Annotated in this window: 13 protein-coding genes and 1 pseudogene; 6 read left to right on the forward strand and 8 right to left on the reverse strand. The window is 43.3% G+C overall.

Annotation, left to right across the window (positions count from 1 at the left end; all coding sequences use genetic code 11):
* Window positions 1-114: 114 nt before the first annotated feature.
* A pseudogene (locus RM049_RS20750) lies at window positions 115-204 on the forward strand (nicotinate-nucleotide diphosphorylase (carboxylating)); the annotation flags it as partial.
* Between the two features lie 155 nt (window positions 205-359).
* On the opposite strand, the gene RM049_RS20755 reads toward RM049_RS20750, so the two are convergent.
* Both RM049_RS20755 and RM049_RS20760 read right to left on the reverse strand, forming a co-directional pair.
* A complete protein-coding gene (locus tag RM049_RS20755; protein ID WP_322682377.1) occupies window positions 360-734 on the reverse strand; it encodes a response regulator in 375 nt (124 codons plus the stop codon).
* Window positions 735-840: 106 nt separating this feature from the next.
* Window positions 841-2379: an ATP-binding protein gene (locus RM049_RS20760; RefSeq protein WP_322705520.1), complete on the reverse strand. Its 1539-nt coding sequence runs from the start codon at window positions 2377-2379 to the stop codon at window positions 841-843.
* A gap of 202 nt (window positions 2380-2581) precedes the next feature.
* On the opposite strand from RM049_RS20760, the gene RM049_RS20765 reads away from it, so the two are divergent.
* The 3 genes from RM049_RS20765 to RM049_RS20775 all read left to right on the forward strand — a co-directional run bounded on the left by RM049_RS20765 (window position 2582) and on the right by RM049_RS20775 (window position 4327).
* Window positions 2582-3034, forward strand: coding sequence for a cupin domain-containing protein (locus RM049_RS20765; RefSeq protein WP_322705521.1), 453 nt, complete (start codon window positions 2582-2584; stop codon window positions 3032-3034).
* 128 nt (window positions 3035-3162) lie between these two features.
* Entirely contained in the window at window positions 3163-3720 is a 558-nt protein-coding gene (locus RM049_RS20770) for a hypothetical protein (RefSeq protein WP_322682374.1), read from the forward strand.
* 124 nt (window positions 3721-3844) lie between these two features.
* Window positions 3845-4327, forward strand: coding sequence for a hypothetical protein (locus RM049_RS20775; protein ID WP_322682373.1), 483 nt, complete (start codon window positions 3845-3847; stop codon window positions 4325-4327).
* 230 nt (window positions 4328-4557) lie between these two features.
* On the opposite strand, the gene RM049_RS20780 is transcribed toward RM049_RS20775, so the two are convergent.
* The 3 genes from RM049_RS20780 to uvrA form a co-directional block, all read right to left on the reverse strand.
* Window positions 4558-4776 (reverse strand): DUF4926 domain-containing protein, encoded by a 219-nt coding sequence (locus RM049_RS20780; protein ID WP_322682372.1) that lies wholly within the window; start codon window positions 4774-4776, stop codon window positions 4558-4560.
* Window positions 4777-4793: 17 nt separating this feature from the next.
* Window positions 4794-5126: a DUF6883 domain-containing protein gene (locus tag RM049_RS20785; RefSeq protein WP_322682371.1), complete on the reverse strand. Its 333-nt coding sequence runs from the start codon at window positions 5124-5126 to the stop codon at window positions 4794-4796.
* 76 nt (window positions 5127-5202) lie between these two features.
* Window positions 5203-8091: an excinuclease ABC subunit UvrA gene (gene uvrA, locus RM049_RS20790; RefSeq protein WP_322705522.1), complete on the reverse strand. Its 2889-nt coding sequence runs from the start codon at window positions 8089-8091 to the stop codon at window positions 5203-5205.
* A gap of 180 nt (window positions 8092-8271) precedes the next feature.
* Here uvrA and RM049_RS20795 point away from each other — a divergent pair, with 180 nt between their 5' ends.
* Window positions 8272-9018 carry a Uma2 family endonuclease gene (locus RM049_RS20795; protein WP_322705523.1) on the forward strand — a complete coding sequence of 249 codons (747 nt, stop codon included), beginning with the start codon at window positions 8272-8274 and terminating at the stop codon, window positions 9016-9018.
* 63 nt (window positions 9019-9081) lie between these two features.
* The gene (locus RM049_RS20800) at window positions 9082-9831 is read left to right on the forward strand and encodes a Uma2 family endonuclease (RefSeq protein WP_322705524.1); all 750 of its coding nucleotides are present in this window, start codon (window positions 9082-9084) and stop codon (window positions 9829-9831) included.
* A gap of 470 nt (window positions 9832-10301) precedes the next feature.
* Here RM049_RS20800 and RM049_RS20805 read toward each other — a convergent pair whose 3' ends face one another.
* From RM049_RS20805 to RM049_RS20815, 3 genes are all read right to left on the reverse strand, one after another.
* Window positions 10302-13946 carry an AAA-like domain-containing protein gene (locus RM049_RS20805; RefSeq protein ID WP_322705525.1) on the reverse strand — a complete coding sequence of 1215 codons (3645 nt, stop codon included), beginning with the start codon at window positions 13944-13946 and terminating at the stop codon, window positions 10302-10304.
* 124 nt (window positions 13947-14070) lie between these two features.
* Window positions 14071-14703 carry a type I restriction enzyme HsdR N-terminal domain-containing protein gene (locus RM049_RS20810; RefSeq protein ID WP_322705526.1) on the reverse strand — a complete coding sequence of 211 codons (633 nt, stop codon included), beginning with the start codon at window positions 14701-14703 and terminating at the stop codon, window positions 14071-14073.
* Window positions 14704-14994: 291 nt separating this feature from the next.
* Window positions 14995-16635: an AAA-like domain-containing protein gene (locus tag RM049_RS20815; protein WP_322705527.1), complete on the reverse strand. Its 1641-nt coding sequence runs from the start codon at window positions 16633-16635 to the stop codon at window positions 14995-14997.
* Window positions 16636-16728: the final 93 nt, after the last annotated feature.

Genomic DNA, 16728 nt, shown 5'->3' on the forward strand with positions numbered 1-16728 from the left:
TCAACTATTTTTCCCAAAATATTTTGGATTGCTTCTGCATCACTATCAAAGCCTTAAAAAGTAAGGGTTTTAGGCTATAGTATTGCTGAAGTCTCTAAGGAAGCGTTTAAAGTTGTGAGCTATTGTGCTGTTTTGCCTCCCTGGTTGGTTTTAGATCCTCTCTTGCGTGCCTGGTTGTTGGAGGATATTGGCAGGGGCGATCGCTTTCCCAGAGCGTAAATTATTTATAGATCATTTCCTTTGCGGCTCAATCTGACAGATGGTATCCAACGCCGAATCGTTTTGTACGCACTTTTGCCCACTTGTGTATCAATATATTATATAAGAGAGCAAAATTTGCTGTAACGACTCAAAAAAATTCAGTTCCAGCCTAATGCTTCACTGATTTGCGCTGCTAGTTTCAAGGGACGGAAAGGCTTGGCAAAGACAGCAGCTACATTTAAGCCAGTAAACACCTCTTGAGCGGACTCCTGGACTTTGGCAGTTAGTAAAATTACGGGAATTGATTTAGTGACGGGGTTAGCCTTGAGTTGTTGCAGAGTGGCACGCCCATCCATATCAGGCATCATCATATCTAGTAAAATTACATCAAGCTTAGAGTTGGCTGCTACATTCAACGCTTCCCAACCAGTACAAGCAGTCAACACGTTCCAACCAGCAGCCATTTCTAATCCCAATTTTGCGATCGCCTGCACATCTTCTTCATCATCAACAATCAAGATATTTCTGCTCATATTGTCACTCTCGCATGATATGTGATGCTGATTAGCTTGATTAGTCTTCAGCTATTTTAGAATGCAATCGGGTAGAAGTAGGGGAGATTTGGGTAATTAAAGGCTGCTATTGAGAGTTTACTAAAGGTAACAGTATATAAAAAGTGCTACCTTCGCCTAAAATGCTCTGAACCCAGATTTTACCATTATGTTGCTGTATGATATCTCGGCAAATAGCAAGTCCTAAACCTGTTCCTCCTTTGTTGCGGGAGTCAGATGCATCTACCTGTTGAAAACGCTCGAAGATGATTTGTAATTTATCTTCAGGAATTCCTCGCCCTTCATCTTGGATCGTAATTAAAAGAAAGTTGGGTGATGAAGGCTGATTTTCTTTAGACTTAACGCCTTTAGATTCTGAGAGAGTGGCACTTATCCACACAGTGTCACCTGGTTCAGAAAACTTAATCGCGTTGCTCAGTAAATTGGTGAGGGTTTGCAGAAGGCGATCGGGATCTGCCCAAAGTTCTACTGCTACGGGATTTATAATTAATCGAACTTGTAATTTATCTGCCATTGCTTGCATTGCTTCCGTTGCCGTAATTAGCAAGTCTGCGGCGTTGCACTTCGCCTTGCGTGTGAAGATTTTGCCCGATTTCATCCGCTCTAAATCGAGAATATCGTTCACTAAACGAATCAGGCGTTCAGTATTAGTTGTGGCAATGCTGAGGACTTTTTGTCCCTGTTCGGTTAGAGTTCCCAGTTGCCCTGAACTCAATAAATCTAATGCTCCCATTGTGGAAGTTAAAGGTGTACGCAACTCATGACTGACTAAAGAAATAAATTCGTTTTCTAGGCGTTTACGTTCGGTGATGTCATTGGCAATTAATAAAGCACATGGCACTCCACCTAAGTCAATTAATTCGAGAGATATCAGTATGGTTTTGAGTTCTCCAGACTTTGTAGAAAATTCAAATTCTAGATTGTATAGCGAACCAGTTTCCGGCAGAAGTTGAATTGTTTGAGCGATCGCGACTGTGTTTTTACCTAAATTAAGTTCGGTAGCAGTATCTCCAATTACTTCCTCTAAACAATAGCCGCTCATCTTCAAGAAGCTGGGATTGACATCAATAAAACGAGCTTCCGAAACTGTAGCGATCGCAATTGGGTTGGGACTAGAGCGAAAAACCTTAGCAAACTTCTCTTCTGCTTTGGCGCGTTCAGAAATTTCCTGCTGCAACCGATCATTTTGGGCTTGGAGTTGTCGTTGCAGTTTCCAAATGGTCAAATGATTTTCAATTCGTGCTAAGACCTCTTCTAGTTGGAAAGGCTTAGTGATGTAGTCCACCCCACCAGATGTAAAAGCTTTTACCTTATCTAGCACATCACCCAAAGCGCTGATAAAAATTACTGGAATTTCGCGGGTGCGATCGTTTGCCTTCAGATGTTGGCAGACTTCATAGCCATTCATCTCAGGCATATTCACATCCAGCAAAATTAGGTCGGGAGGAACTGCATTTGCTCCCCGTAAACCCGTAGAACCTTTGGTTACACTCCTAACTTTATATCCCTGTTCCGTCAACATGGCGGATAGGAGATTCAGGTTTTCTGGCGTGTCATCAATCACCAGTATGTCTGCTTTGGGGAAGTTGAGTGACTCTTTAGGCATAGAAATATCGACTTTAGCCAGAATAGGCTACTAATTGTTTCTAGAGATTTTAACCTTAGTTCAATATCTTAATAATCAGTTACAAAAAAATAGCAATTACCCATTTATCTACCCTAGTTCTCCCCGATTAATTTCTAATGTTAAAAACATCAAATCAAGTTTGTAAGTCACTTACTAAATTACACAACAAAGAGTAACTTGTATGCAAAGTGCAACCATCCGAAAACCAACTATTCTTGCATCAGGAGAAGGAAATCAATTTTCAGTTATTGGTGCACAGTTCACAACAAAAGTAACCGGAGAAGAGACTAATCAAGCGTGGACAATTTATGAAATTACAGATACAGAGAAAAATGGCCCACCACTTCATACTCACCCTTGGGAAGAGCCGTTTTATATTCTAGAAGGTGAACTAGACATCCAAATTGGTACAGAAACAATTTTGGCATCACCAGGCTTTTTCGTTAACATTCCTCACAATACAGCACACGGCTTTAAAATTCGTTCTGCTACTGCGAAATTTTTGGTTTTAATTTCACCCAAGGGCGCGAAAAAGTTTTATGAAGAAATGGGTCAAGTAGCAGATAGTGCATCCCTAAACATGGAAAAAGTACAGCCTGTTTTGAGCAAATATGGATTGCAGTTTATTGCATGAAATTTTGCTTTGGGTGGATTTGGGCGCACATATGTGTGCCCCCATTGGGATAGGCAATATATAAACACGCAGAGTTCGCGTTGTAAATCGCTTTTGTTGACAAATACATCTATTTCTACAGAAATGCTATGCACTCAATAACCAACAAGCAACTCTATTCCAGAGCAAAAACTGTCCGCTTTTTCGCTACTACTGCCCTAAGTTTGGGTTTCACCGCTAGCCTTGTTTTTTACCCAAGCGCGAGTCAGGCGGGTAACGATAATGGAGTGCCTGCTGAACTTCAGGGCGAGTGGCGGTATGGCCGGATTTCATCCATCCAATACCAAGACAGTTACACAGGGCAGTCCGCAGCCCCAAACGGCTCTAGCGACCAATTCCAACTTACATCTAATGGAAATTACAAGCGAAATAGACTGATTCAAATCAACACCTACAACTGTGCGTCTAATCTCTTCATAGAGGAAAAAGGCAAAGTTAAGATTGAGGCTCAACGCCTGACTTTTCAACCCAGCGACAGCACATCTAAAGGGCAAATCTGCAATAGCGGGCGCACCTACTCCAGCCGCAATACAGCAAAGCCTGAGACTTACCAGTGGTCGATTGAGACGAATGATTATGGGCAGCAAGTTTTAGTACTTGAGACTGCCGATGGCAAGGGTCGCGCTCATTATGGACGACCTCAATAAGCTAATGAGCATTCAATTTGCATAGAACCCAATACGCTGAGATTAAGAATTTTTTCTCTCTCCTGCCTCCCCTAGTTTTACCCGATTGTTTTCTAATCTACAAGATATCGAACGAGGTTATTCTATGATTCACCATATTTCAATTGCTGTTAGAAACCCTAGTCATGTTGCTCAAGTTCTGGGGGAAATCTTAAAAGCGCAAGCTGTTCCCTTTCCTCCTAATCCAGGAAGTTATATGGTTCTACCTTTTGATGAATACGGTACAGGTATTGAACTTTATCCTTTAGGTTCTCAAATAGAACCTGGTGAAGGTGATGAAGAATGCGTATTTGTACATACTGCTATTACTTCCAGGTATACAGATATTCATGCAGCTATCTCTGTACCAATTAGTCAGCAAGAAATTGAAAAAATTGGTGTTCGTGAAGGTTGGCGTGTAGTGCGCTGTAACCGCGATTCTTTCTTTGATGTGATTGAGTTCTGGGTGGAAAACAGGTTAATGATTGAATTGCTAACACCAGAAATGGCATCTCAATATTTGAAATTTGCTACCCAGCAAGAAAATCTGAAATATTTTTTAGCAGAACCAGCTTTAGCTACAACTTGATAAACATTTATTGCAATTCTATTTTATTTGTAAGAATTGCAAACCGCAGCTCCCCAACTTGTTTGATAAGTTGGGGATTTTGTCGATTATAAGTCACTAAAAAACAAGCTGAGGCTTTAGGAAAGTTTTTTCATGTTGATACAAGTTTGTTTATTTGTTGATTTTCTTTTCCCTATACCGCCAAATATCGACAAAACCTTCAGAGTGCTTAGTCTTTGAAGGTTTGGCAGTTAAACTAATAATGTTTTCCCACCAATTGGTTGATGATATAAAGTCATTAGCTGGCTAGCATTTAAAGTTTCTATGGCATAAGCTTTTCCTGTTAAGTCGCTGAATTCTACTTCAAAAACTCCAGGTTCATATTCTTCTACAATCGTTCCTACTTGACCGCGATGTAATCCCAATTCTGGTAAGTCTTCAGTTAGGGCAACCACATCTAATAATTTCATCGGTATTACCTCATTGCTTAGATTACATAACAGGTGACTAGGCGGGGGAAGCCTTCATTATTACGCACTATCCAAACGCTTTGAATAATTGCTTGTTTATCTGAACGATTCAGGGGAAAATCAATGATATATTTTTGACCGTATGGATTGCTTTTACCAGGGATAGCATCATAATTTGCTACTGCTTGTAAAAGGATCGCTTGTAATTCTTCTGCATCATCTAAATTTAAGCCTAGTGCAGATTTAAATACACGGGCTTTGTGTTTTCCTTCTGGATGTTCGGGGTTGAGACAGTAACCCGCGATTTTATCTATTTCAACGATAGCGCATTCACGGTTAGGAAGTTTCATAATACTTTTGCTACAACCTTCTCCGCTTTTTTGACCTGGATATGACCTTTATGCAATGTACCCTAATTGCAAAAGACTAAGATTTCACCGCTGGATACTGCTTCAAAACTTGCTGTAAATATTGCCCAGTATAAGACCTGGGATTTTTTGCAACTTCCTCTGGTGTACCCACAGCAATTAATTCTCCGCCTTTATCACCACCTTCTGGCCCCAAATCTATCACCCAGTCTGAACAACGAATTACATCTAAGTTGTGTTCAATTACTAATATTGAATTGCCTTTATCTACCAATCGTTGCAACACATCTAACAATTTGTGGACATCGTAAAAAGATAACCCTGTTGTCGGTTCATCGATTAAATAAAGCGTCTTACCTGTGGCGCGTCGAGATAGTTCTGTTGCCAATTTCACCCGTTGCGCTTCACCACCTGATAAGGTAGTCGCAGGTTGTCCTAGTTGGACATAACCCAAGCCGACATCAAATAAAGTTTGCAAACGCGCGATCGCTTTGGGTATATTCTGGAAAAAGTCTAAACTTTCCTCAACTGTCATTCTCAGAACATCAGATATAGACTTATCTTTATACTTCACTTGCAAAGTTTCGCGGTTGTATCTTGCACCTTTACAAATTTCGCATTGCACGTAAACATCCGGGAGAAAGTTCATTTCAATAACATTCACACCCTGCCCGCTACAAGCTTCGCAACGTCCACCTTTAACGTTAAAAGAAAATTGTCCGGGTTTGTAACCCCTAGCTTTGGCTTCTACTGTTTGGGAAAATACATCCCGAATGGCATCGAAAATTCCTGTGTAAGTTGCAGGGTTGGAACGTGGTGTGCGTCCAATAGGAGATTGATCGATAACGATCGCTTTATCAATCGCGTTTAATCCCTGGATTTTATCCAAATGTCTCGGTAAGGGAACTTTCTTAGTTAAATGGTGTTGCAGAGATGGGTATAGTAATTCGTTAATCAGTGTAGATTTGCCAGAACCAGACACGCCAGTGATGGAGACGAGTTTACCTAACGGAATGTCTACATCTATATTCTGTAAATTGTTGCGATGAGCATTTTTAATTCCCAAACTGCGCCCATTTCCTTCTCGGCGTTCTGCTGGTGTGGTAATTACTCGTCTTCCTGATAAATATGCACCCGTCAAAGAATCTTCTGCTGCTAATAACGCCTGAAAATCACCTTGGGCGATAATATTTCCGCCGTGAATTCCTGCACCGGGCCCAATATCAACTATATAGTTGGCTGCACGAATTGTTTCTTCATCGTGTTCAACGACAATTAATGTATTACCCAAATCGCGCAATTTCGTTAAAGTTTTGAGCAATCTGCCATTGTCTCGTTGATGCAAACCAATACTCGGTTCATCTAAAACGTAGAGAACTCCTGTTAAACCAGAACCAATTTGCGTTGCTAGACGAATTCGTTGGGCTTCGCCACCGGAAAGAGTCATGGCGGGACGGTCAAGGGTGAGATAATCTAAACCTACATCCAACAAAAATTGCAATCTGGCTTTGATTTCTCTCAGGACTAAATCAGCAATTTGTAACTGGCGATCGCTCAACTTAAATTGCTCAATTCTCTCTCGACAATCTCGAATTGATACGGTAGTCAATTCTAAAATTCCATATTGTCCCAATTTCACCGCTAAAGCTTCCGGTTTTAACCGTTTTCCCAGACAAACTTCACACGGTTGATCGATTAAATACTGCTCTAATTTTTGTTTAATTAATTCCGAACCACCTTCATACTGGCGTTGCAAAATTGGAATAGCACCTTTAAAACTCTGCTTTCTCTGTGCTTCTGCGGCTCGTTCATCTTTCTCGCCAAACAATATAATTTGCTGCTGTTCTTCTGTCAGCTTGCTCCAATTTGTTTGTAACTCAAACCCATAAATCTGTCCGACGCTGTAGAGTAATTCCAAATAATAAGAATTATCTTTTTCTGACCAAGGCGCGATCGCAGCGTAAACTGGCGCTTCCCAGTCGGGTACGATCAAGTCTGGCGCAAATCTTCTTAAAGTCCCAATTCCATGACAGTGCGGACAAGCACCATAAGGCGAGTTAAACGAAAACAATCGCGGTGATAGTTCCTCCATTACCGCGCCATGTTCTGGACAGGCAAAGTTTTCCGAAAATACTAATTCTTCTTCTTTTTCTTGTCCGTCCTCACCAAGCAGACTCACCAGAATGGCTGCAATCCCACCTGATTGCTTGAGACACGTAGACAAAGAATCAACCAAACGCTCTTGAATATCAGCCTTTTTCACCAAGCGGTCAATTACCACTTCGATGGTGTGAGTAAGATTTTTATCCAATTCAATGGAATCTGACAGTTCGCGGATCTCCCCATTGATTCGCACGCGGACAAAACCTTGAGAAGCCAGACTTGACAAAAGCTTACGGTGTGTGCCTTTTTTCCCCCTGACAACGGGTGCAAGAATTTGGAAGCGGGTGCGATCTGGTAATTCCATGATGCGATCGCACATCTCATCGATTGTCTGGGGGGCAATACAGCGATCGCATATCGGACAATGGGGTTCGCCAGCCCGACCAAACAACAGCCGCAAATAGTCGTAAATCTCCGTCACCGTACCCACAGTGGAACGGGGATTATGAGAGGTCGATTTTTGGTCAATAGAAATTGCTGGACTTAAGCCTTCAATCGCTTCTACATCCGGCTTATCCAGTTGTCCTAAAAATTGCCTTGCGTAGGCGCTGAGGGATTCGACATAGCGACGTTGCCCTTCAGCGAAAATGGTATCAAAGGCTAGGGAAGACTTACCAGAACCAGAAACGCCAGTGAATACGATTAGGCGATCGCGTGGCAATTCCAAGTCAATATTTTTCAGATTATGCTGCCTAGCACCCCGAATCCGAATGGTATTCTGGCTGTTGTGGCTGGGGTACGGAAGATGTCCATTCAAGGATGCTGCTAGCTGTTGGTCTGACATATTGGGGGCGAAGAAGGAGTTTCTTATGAAACAGTCCTTAATAATACTATCTTTAATCGGTTTATTGTAGAACAATAGTACTGTTTTAGTTAGTTATCGTTCCAGATTCATGGCGCAGACATCCTTAAGAGTCTGCTAATTTGGAAGCATCCCGATTTAAATCCTTCTGAGGGCGAAGCTATGGTATCGCAAATCCAACCGCCGACGCAGCCAGAGGTCATCTACCCAGATAGTGACGGACAACCAGTAGCTAATAATACCATACAGTTTGGCTGGATTGTGGAAATTAAGCAGAATATCGAGTGGCTATTTGCCGACGATCCAAATGTATTTGTTGCGGGAGATTTGTTTTGGTATCCGGTAGAGGGACGCAACAAAATTGTTAACGCCCCAGATGTGATGGTGGTATTGGGTAGACAAAAAGGCGTAGGCGTAGCCCGTCGTAGACATCGCTTGTGCTACCAACAATGGAAAGAGGAGGGAATTGCACCGCAAGTGGTGTTTGAAATTCTTTCTCCCAGCAACACCCAAACTGAAATGGACAAGAAATTACTTTTCTACGATCGCTATGGCGTGGAAGAGTACTACATTTACGATCCCGATCGCAATAATTTGCATGGATGGTTGCGTAGCGAAGACGGTTTAGATGTCATCCCTCTAATGGAAGATTGGGTGAGTCCCCGTTTAAAAATTCGCTTTGCTCCATCACCAGAGGGTTTACAGCTATATCGCCCTGATGGAGAACGGTTTTTAACTTATACAGAAATTTCTCGCAACGCCGAGCAAGAACGACAACGGGCGGAACTTGCAGAACAAGCTAGAAGAGATGCCATACCCCGATTATTGCAAATGGATTTGAGCATCGAACAGATTGCCCAAGCTTTGGGATTGTCAGTGGAAGAAGTGCGAACCTTTGCTCAGGAGTAACGCCGTGTGCAATTTTTTAATCGGGCTATTAGAAATTGAATTTGTACTTGAAATATTCTGATTATGCTAGCCAATGCAGCCACTCATAATGTCACCTGGGAAAAGTTACCTGATGATTTTGTTTTAGACAACGAACCAGTAGATAACATTAATCAGCCACTCTTGGCTGCTGCTTTAACAGAAAGCTTGGAACTTGCTGGCAGATTACCCGCCGATGCTTTAACCATCACTAATTACGGTATCTGCGCCACTTTGAATAATCGATTTGTCGTCAAAGCACCAGATTGGGGTTATGTACCATCTATTCGAGTCTCACGAGAAGAAGTGAAGCGCAGTTATACGCCACGACTCCAAGGTGATATTCCGGTAATTGTGATGGAATTTCTCTCAGATACCGAAGGTGGAGAGTATTCGAGTAAACCGACCTATCCCCCAGGTAAATGGTTTTATTATGAGCAGATTTTACAAGTGCCAAACTATGCCATTTTTGAACCAGACGGGGGAGTTTTAGAAGTTTATCGGCGAGATGATTTAGGACGTTATAAACTGCAAACACCCGATGCAAATAATCGTCACTGGATTGCCGAAATGAACTTGTTTTTAGGCGTATGGCAAGGAAGCCGAGAAAACCGCACAGGTTATTGGTTACGTTGGTGGGATGATAACAGCGAACTATTACTGTGGGGTTTGGAGTTAGCAGCAAAAGAACGGCAAGAGAAAAATGTCGCTCAACAGCTTGCAGAACAAGAAAGTCAGCGTGCAGAGAGATTAGCAGCCCAGTTAAAAGCGCTAGGAGTGGAACCGGAGGTTTAACTCGGAAGTTCGACCTTTTTACTCGGCCATTGGTGTTTGGAACTCGGAACTTCGACCTTTTTACTCGATCATTGGTGTTCGGAACTCGGAAGTTCGACCTTTTTGCTCGGTCATTGGTGTTCAAAACTCGGAACTTTGACCTTTTTGCTCGATCATTTGTGTTTGGAACTTGAAACACCGAGTTCAGAAGTGCGATCGCATCTCTAATTTACCAAGCGATCGCCTTTGACTCTACATTTAAGCTTAAAATCACTGCGAAAATTAGGTTCTCAACTGCGATCGCATTTCTAATTTACCAAGCGATCGCCTTTAGCTATACATTTAAGCTTAGAATTACTGCAAAAATTAGGTTCTCAACTGCGATCGCATTTCTAATTTACCAAGCGATCATCTACGACGGGCTACGCTTACGCATCCATCGCCTACACCCCTGCTCCTCTGCTCCTTTGCCCCCCCTGCTTCCCCTCTCCCTACTGTCTTGGACACACCTCAGCTGCATCAGGATGGCTAGCCAAATAACCCTTAAGCCAACTACAACCCTGTGCTAATAAATCATCAAGATTCAGATTCCACAATTTGATCGTCTTGTCAGCACTGGCGGAAGCTAAAGTTTTGCCATCCGGGCTGAAGACGACGCTGGTGACCCAATCGCTATGCCCCCTGAGAGTGGTAATTTCTTTGCGCGTCTCGATATTCCACAATTTGATCGTCTTGTCACGACTGGCGGAAGCTAAAGTTTTGCCATCCGGGCTGAAGACGATGCTGAAGACCGAATCGCTATGCCCAGTCAGAGTGGTAATTTCTTTGCGCGTCTCGAGATTCCACAATTTGATCGTCTTGTCACGACTGGGGGAAGCTAAAGTTTTGCCATCCGGGCTGAAGACGATGTTGAAGAGCGCATCGCTATGCCCAGTCAGAGTGGTAATTTCTTTGCGCGTCTCGAGATTCCACAATTTGATCGTCTTGTCACGACTGGGGGAAGCTAAAGTTTTGCCATCCGGGCTGAAGACGATGTTGAAGAGCGCATCGCTATGCCCAGTCAGAGTGGTAATTTCTTTGCGCGTCTCGAGATTCCACAATTTGATCGTCTTGTCACGACCGGCGGAAGCTAAAGTTTTACCATCCGGGCTGAAGACGACGCTGTTGACCCAATCGCTATGCCCCCTGAGAGTGGTAATTTCTTTGCGCGTCTCGAGATTCCACAATTTGATCGTCTTGTCACGACCGGCGGAAGCTAAAGTTTTACCATCCGGGCTGAAGACGACGCTGTTGACCCAATCGCTATGCCCCCTGAGAGTGGTAATTTCTTTGCGCGTCTCGAGATTCCACAATTTGATCGTCTTGTCACGACCGGCGGAAGCTAAAGTTTTACCATCCGGGCTGAAGACGACGCTGTTGACCGAATCGCTATGCCCCCTGAGAGTGGTAATTTCTTTGCGCGTGTCGAGATTCCACAATTTGATCGTCTTGTCACGACTGGCGGAAGCTAAAGTTTTGCCATCCGGGCTGAAGACGACGCTGAAGAGCGAATCGCTATGCTCAGTCAGAGTGGTAATTTCTTTGCGCGGCGTGTCGAGATTCCACAAGATCGTCTTGTCAGCACTGGCGGAAGCTAAAGTTTTGCCATCCGGGCTGAAGACGACGCTGTTGACCAAATAGCTATACCCAGTCAGAGGGGTAATTTTTTTGCGCGTGTTGAGATTCCACAATTTGATTGTGTTGTCACGACTGGCGGAAGCTAAAGTTTTACCATCCGGGCTGAAGACGACGCTGTTGACCCAATCGCTATGCCCCCTGAGAGTGGTAATTTCTTTGCGCGTCTCGAGATTCCACAATTTGATCGTCTTGTCACGACCGGCGGAAGCTAAAGTTTTACCATCCGGGCTGAAGACGACGCTGTTGACCGAATCGCTATGCCCCCTGAGAGTGGTAATTTCTTTGCGCGTGTCGAGATTCCACAATTTGATCGTCTTGTCAGCACTGGCGGAAGCTAAAGTTTTGCCATCCGGGCTGAAGACGACGCTGGTGACCCAATCGCTATGCCCCCTGAGAGTGATAATTTCTTTGCGCGTGTTGAGATTCCACAATTTGATCGTCTTGTCAGCACTGGCAGAAGCTAAAGTTTTGCCATCCGGGCTGAAGACGACGCTGTTGACCGAATCGCTATGCCCCCTGAGAGTGGTAATTTCTTTGCGCGTGTCGAGATTCCACAATTTGATCGTCTTGTCACAACTGGCGGAAGCTAAAGTTTTGCCATCCGGGCTGAAGACGACGCTGGTGACCCAATCGCTATGCCCCCTGAGAGTGGTAATTTCTTTGCGCGTCTCGATATTCCACAATTTGATCGTGTTGTCAGCACTGGCGGAAGCTAAAGTTTTGCCATCCGGGCTGAAGACGACGCTGGTGACCGAATTGCTATGCCCTTTGAAACGATTTTGTTCACGAATATTAGTACTAGATAGAATTCTCTGTAAACTAAACAAAGGGCTGTATGCTGGATAGTCTGCTAAAGATTGTTTATCCTTGATCAGACTTTTTAATGCTCTTGCCGTCTCTATTGCTAACAGCAGAGCATCAAATTCTCTGGAAGTTTCAAACAATTGCAACGCATTTGTTCCGTCTTGTTCCAACCGCGTAGCCGTTACAGCAAATTCTTTGGCTGCTTCTGCCTTTTTTAATTCCTCAAGACTTTTTAAAGTAGCTATAGATGATGCTACCGCCCCCACTAGAGCAAAACCTAACACCACAGAACCAATACGAATTCGTTGATTAGCTTTGTGGTTCGCCTCTGCTAAAACTTGCTTTGCTTGTTCCTCTGCCTTCAGTCGTTTCTGCACATCACGCTTTTCTAACTCTTGGCTAGCAGCTAAAAACCGATAGTCCAAGTCACTCAAACTTTTACCTACTGCCCATTCTTGGGCATCTTGCAAAGTCTGTCCCCGCAACAAGCGCGACTCATCTTGACGTTCCGACTCAACCCAGGCATTCAATGCAGCCGAGTAAGGACGCAACTTTGCCAAGATTTTTTCAGCCCACTCCTGTTTAAACACCTCTGCATAAATCCGGTTATAAATTCGCAGCTTCCCCTCCCGCTTCACCACCAAACCCGTCAACCGCAGTTCTGTTTCTTCAGCACTATCATCAGCTACTATCTCTCCCTGCTGCAAAATCTGTTGATACAACCCCAACAATCGTCCAGTCCTCTGTTCTCCACTCTGCAAAATTCTGTCTCGAATCGTCTTCAAATGCTCCGGCTCATCCTGCGTCTCCCAATTCTCAATAATCCTCTCGCGTACCAACTCTTCCACCCAGTCCTCATCTCCTAGTCCCCAGTTTCTAGTCTCCAGTCCCCCCTGCACCAGCAACTTACAAACTTTTTGCGTCAAAAACGGCTGTCCTCCCGTCCAGTCCAGCACCGCCTGCATCAACTCTTGAGAATCACCCACTTGTGCCAATCCCTGTGCCAAGGGTTGTGCCTCTCGGAGTTGAAAGCCAGTTAAATCAATTGCCTGTCCAATATTAAAAGGTGTCCGGCGTTTGTCTTGAATCAAATCTGAAGGCGTAGACACGCCAATCAAAGCAAAGGTGAGGCGATTATATTCAGGATGGTCTGCTCGTCGGTTGTAGCAATCGCGAATAACTGCAAAAAAGTCATCCAAGTTGAATGAAAGACTCAGAATGCTATCAATTTCATCAATAAAAATAACAATCTTTCCAGTAATTGTTTGAAGTAATACTGTTTCAATAAACTTGCTCAAGCGCTGCACTGGTGAAAGCAAACCGTTATCATTCCACCAAGTATCTAAATCAAAAGTTGTATAAATATTCAAACTTCCCACCAGAGTATCAATCACCCCGGCATACCACTGTTCTGGCGTAATATCTGCTGTCCCAATAGCTGTAATATCAACAACAGCACAAGCAAATCGCTCTGTTTGCAACTGCTGCATTACCCGCACCCGCAAGCTAGATTTCCCCATCTGCCGGGAATTGAGTACATAACAAAAATCCCCAGCCTTCAAGCCTTCATAGAGGTCACGGTCAGCTTGCCGTCTAACATAAGTTAGGGCATTTTTAGGCAGACTACCACCGACTTGATACTGGTATTGAGTCATAAACAATTAAAAATTCAGCGCGAGTTAAACAAACCTCTCCCTGCCTTGAACTAAAGTTCAAGTCTGTCCCTCTCCGAATCGGAGAGGGACGGTTTTGCGTAGTAAAACCAGGGAGAGGTCATAATTACAAATTACTAATTAAACGAGCTAGATGTTTTAACACTTTTACGACAGTATATAAGTCATCCCCACGATTAAGCGACAGTGTATAAGATAAGGCATATCTCGGTGTACTCTGTTTAGTCAACTTAATAAATTGAAATTCACTACCATTGGTGATAAACCCAAAAACAGGTTTAGCCGAAGTTGCATCTGCCAACATATAAGCCAATGCTTGTGGAATTGCTGGCACTAAGGAGTAATCTGCTCGTTTCGCCTCAATAACGAGAACCCAAAATGGAGGATGAAACACCAAGATATCAATACGTCCTCTAATAATTGTGCCTTCATCTTCAGAAGAAATTCTTACCTCTTCTTCCGACGCAATGTAAAAAGGCGGTTGATAAAAACCTGCTAGACGCAATAGTGGAGATAGCACCACCATTTTGACTACAGGTTCTAAAATTTGGTAGCGGGATAAATGCAAATATTCTGCCTTAACTTCGTTGAGAGATTGCTTTTCTAAGTCACTCAAATCAGGTAAATCTTGCTGCCACTCTAAAAAAAACTGTTCGTTGTCTGCAAGGTGTAAACCAAATTCATCGATGAGTTGGGCTAAGGTGATATCTTTATCTTTTCCTTGAATAAGTTGAACCATTGTTGAACCTTTTTGTTATAGCGATTCAAAAAATGTTTGCGATAGATTACCCCACCCTAACCCTCCCCTTGGAAAGGGGAGGGAACTAGATTCTCTTGTTTCCCCCCTTTCCAAGGGGGGATTAAGGGGGGTAATTCGACTTGTGTGTACACCGTTAGCCTTAATAAGGGGAGATTAACGGGGGATACCTGGATAAGCGGAGGGTTTTGTCTATGTGTCGCATTCTTTTTTCAAATTGGTATTAAATGGTAATTGCAAATAAAAGTTCTATTGCACTCCTAATGTACTTTTTTAATTTTTCAACCCCAAGCGATGCCCAAAATATTGACGATACAATTTACACAGTGGCACTACTTGATTGCCTTGAAACTTAACTAACCCCATACTGCGGAGTTTAAACGCTTCAGTTGTGCCTACATCTACGGGGCGATTTGCTGTCATCACTTGTTTCACCGCCGCTAGCAATTCTACATCCTCTTGCAAATTCAGCCAATGGCGGCGTAAATGGTCACTGTAAGGGCCTTCCTCGGTTGCCGCGATTTTTTGCAGATTTTCCAGGGTCATCCTACCACGGGCAATTTCATAAAGCGCTACCCGCACTAAATAAGGATGACCACCCACGAGTGTCATTAATTCTTCAATTTGTGATTCAGGCCAATTGAGTCCGTGACGCTGTACCAAGTCTTGTATTTGTGTTTGATTTAAGTCTAGTAACTCAATGGGTAAGCCGACATTAAAAGGCGACTGATTAATATTGAGCGGTATATAAACTTCCTTAGAATGCACAATTACCAACCGGAGATTTTTCCAAACTGTCTCATTCTTTGACCGCTCATGCCAAGCTCGTAGCAATCCAAAAAAATCAGCCGCAATTATGGGATGCTTGAAGACTTCATCGACTTCATCCAAACCCAAAGCTATGGGGCTATTAATGGCGGGTAATAAATACCGTTGAAAGTAATTTGTACATTTATTCTTGCTACCTAAAACACCCTTCCAATACTCGTCTAGCTTCTCTGGTAGATTCAATTCGTAGGTAATGCTGGCGCAGAACCACTGCAAAAACCGATCTAAATTACCGAGAAATTCTGCATCGGCTGACTGGAAATTTACAGGTGCTATCTGATAGCCATGTTGACTAGCATGATGGAGAACCCTTGACATCAGCGAAGTTTTGCCCATCTGTCGGGGAGCTTTGATGCGAATTAAGGCCCCTGGTTGCAGAATCGCTTCATAACAGTCTACCTCAATAGGCGATCGCTCCACATAGAACGCAGAGTTTAAAGCTACCTGCCCTTCTGGATTTTCTAAGGAGACTGCTAGTTTTATCTCGGTATCTAGAATAATTTCTTTAGCAGAGATAGTACCTTGGGGATTGTTCCGACTTTTCAGCACTGGAGTCGAAGACTCTGGAATACTTTCTAAATCAATAGCGCTACAGCCAAACTCGTAAGCATCTTCATAAGACCTATCAGCACCCAGTGCATCATAAAAGCCTACCGCAAATTTAATTGCAGCGCGATCGCCAATTGCCCGATTCATCCCAACCACACAGTTAATGTGTTGATAAATAGACTCAGCTTGCACCTGGCTATAGCAGGCATTTAATAATACACACTCAATTTTGTCTTTAAATAATTTAAATAGCCTTGCCAGTGACTCCGTACTCACCAGCTGCATTTGCCCTGTATTATTTTCTAAGGCTAAACCTTGATTTCCACCCCCATGCCCAGAAAAATGGATAATATGAGGATTATGATCTAAAAGCGCACGCCGCAAATCGTCAGGACGCACCGCCCATTTAGTAATAAGTTCAAACTTATCTCGGCTGCGAGAGCGTTGCAACCCTTCCTGAATTTTCCTAACTTCCTCGTCCAAGCGAAGTTTATCTGTCGTCGTGGGATTAGCTGACACAATCAGGATTTTTTTCACAGCGCTATCAACTATTGAATGCAGGCTTCTGGCTTAGATGTAGTTTACTACAGCAGATAACTACACAATTACTGATAGTGCATTACCGTTAAC

This window comes from Nostoc sp. DedQUE04, assembly GCF_034530995.1.
In the GTDB taxonomy this organism is placed as follows: domain Bacteria; phylum Cyanobacteriota; class Cyanobacteriia; order Cyanobacteriales; family Nostocaceae; genus Nostoc.

Coding starts and splice junctions, on each gene's coding strand:
- RM049_RS20755 (WP_322682377.1), bottom strand. CDS start 734: ATGAGCAGAAATATCTTGATTGTTGATGATGAAGAAGATGTGCAGGCG.
- RM049_RS20760 (WP_322705520.1), bottom strand. CDS start 2,379: ATGCCTAAAGAGTCACTCAACTTCCCCAAAGCAGACATACTGGTGATT.
- RM049_RS20765 (WP_322705521.1), top strand. CDS start 2,582: ATGCAAAGTGCAACCATCCGAAAACCAACTATTCTTGCATCAGGAGAA.
- RM049_RS20770 (WP_322682374.1), top strand. CDS start 3,163: ATGCACTCAATAACCAACAAGCAACTCTATTCCAGAGCAAAAACTGTC.
- RM049_RS20775 (WP_322682373.1), top strand. CDS start 3,845: ATGATTCACCATATTTCAATTGCTGTTAGAAACCCTAGTCATGTTGCT.
- RM049_RS20780 (WP_322682372.1), bottom strand. CDS start 4,776: ATGAAATTATTAGATGTGGTTGCCCTAACTGAAGACTTACCAGAATTG.
- RM049_RS20785 (WP_322682371.1), bottom strand. CDS start 5,126: ATGAAACTTCCTAACCGTGAATGCGCTATCGTTGAAATAGATAAAATC.
- uvrA (WP_322705522.1), bottom strand. CDS start 8,091: ATGTCAGACCAACAGCTAGCAGCATCCTTGAATGGACATCTTCCGTAC.
- RM049_RS20795 (WP_322705523.1), top strand. CDS start 8,272: ATGGTATCGCAAATCCAACCGCCGACGCAGCCAGAGGTCATCTACCCA.
- RM049_RS20800 (WP_322705524.1), top strand. CDS start 9,082: ATGCTAGCCAATGCAGCCACTCATAATGTCACCTGGGAAAAGTTACCT.
- RM049_RS20805 (WP_322705525.1), bottom strand. CDS start 13,946: ATGACTCAATACCAGTATCAAGTCGGTGGTAGTCTGCCTAAAAATGCC.
- RM049_RS20810 (WP_322705526.1), bottom strand. CDS start 14,703: ATGGTTCAACTTATTCAAGGAAAAGATAAAGATATCACCTTAGCCCAA.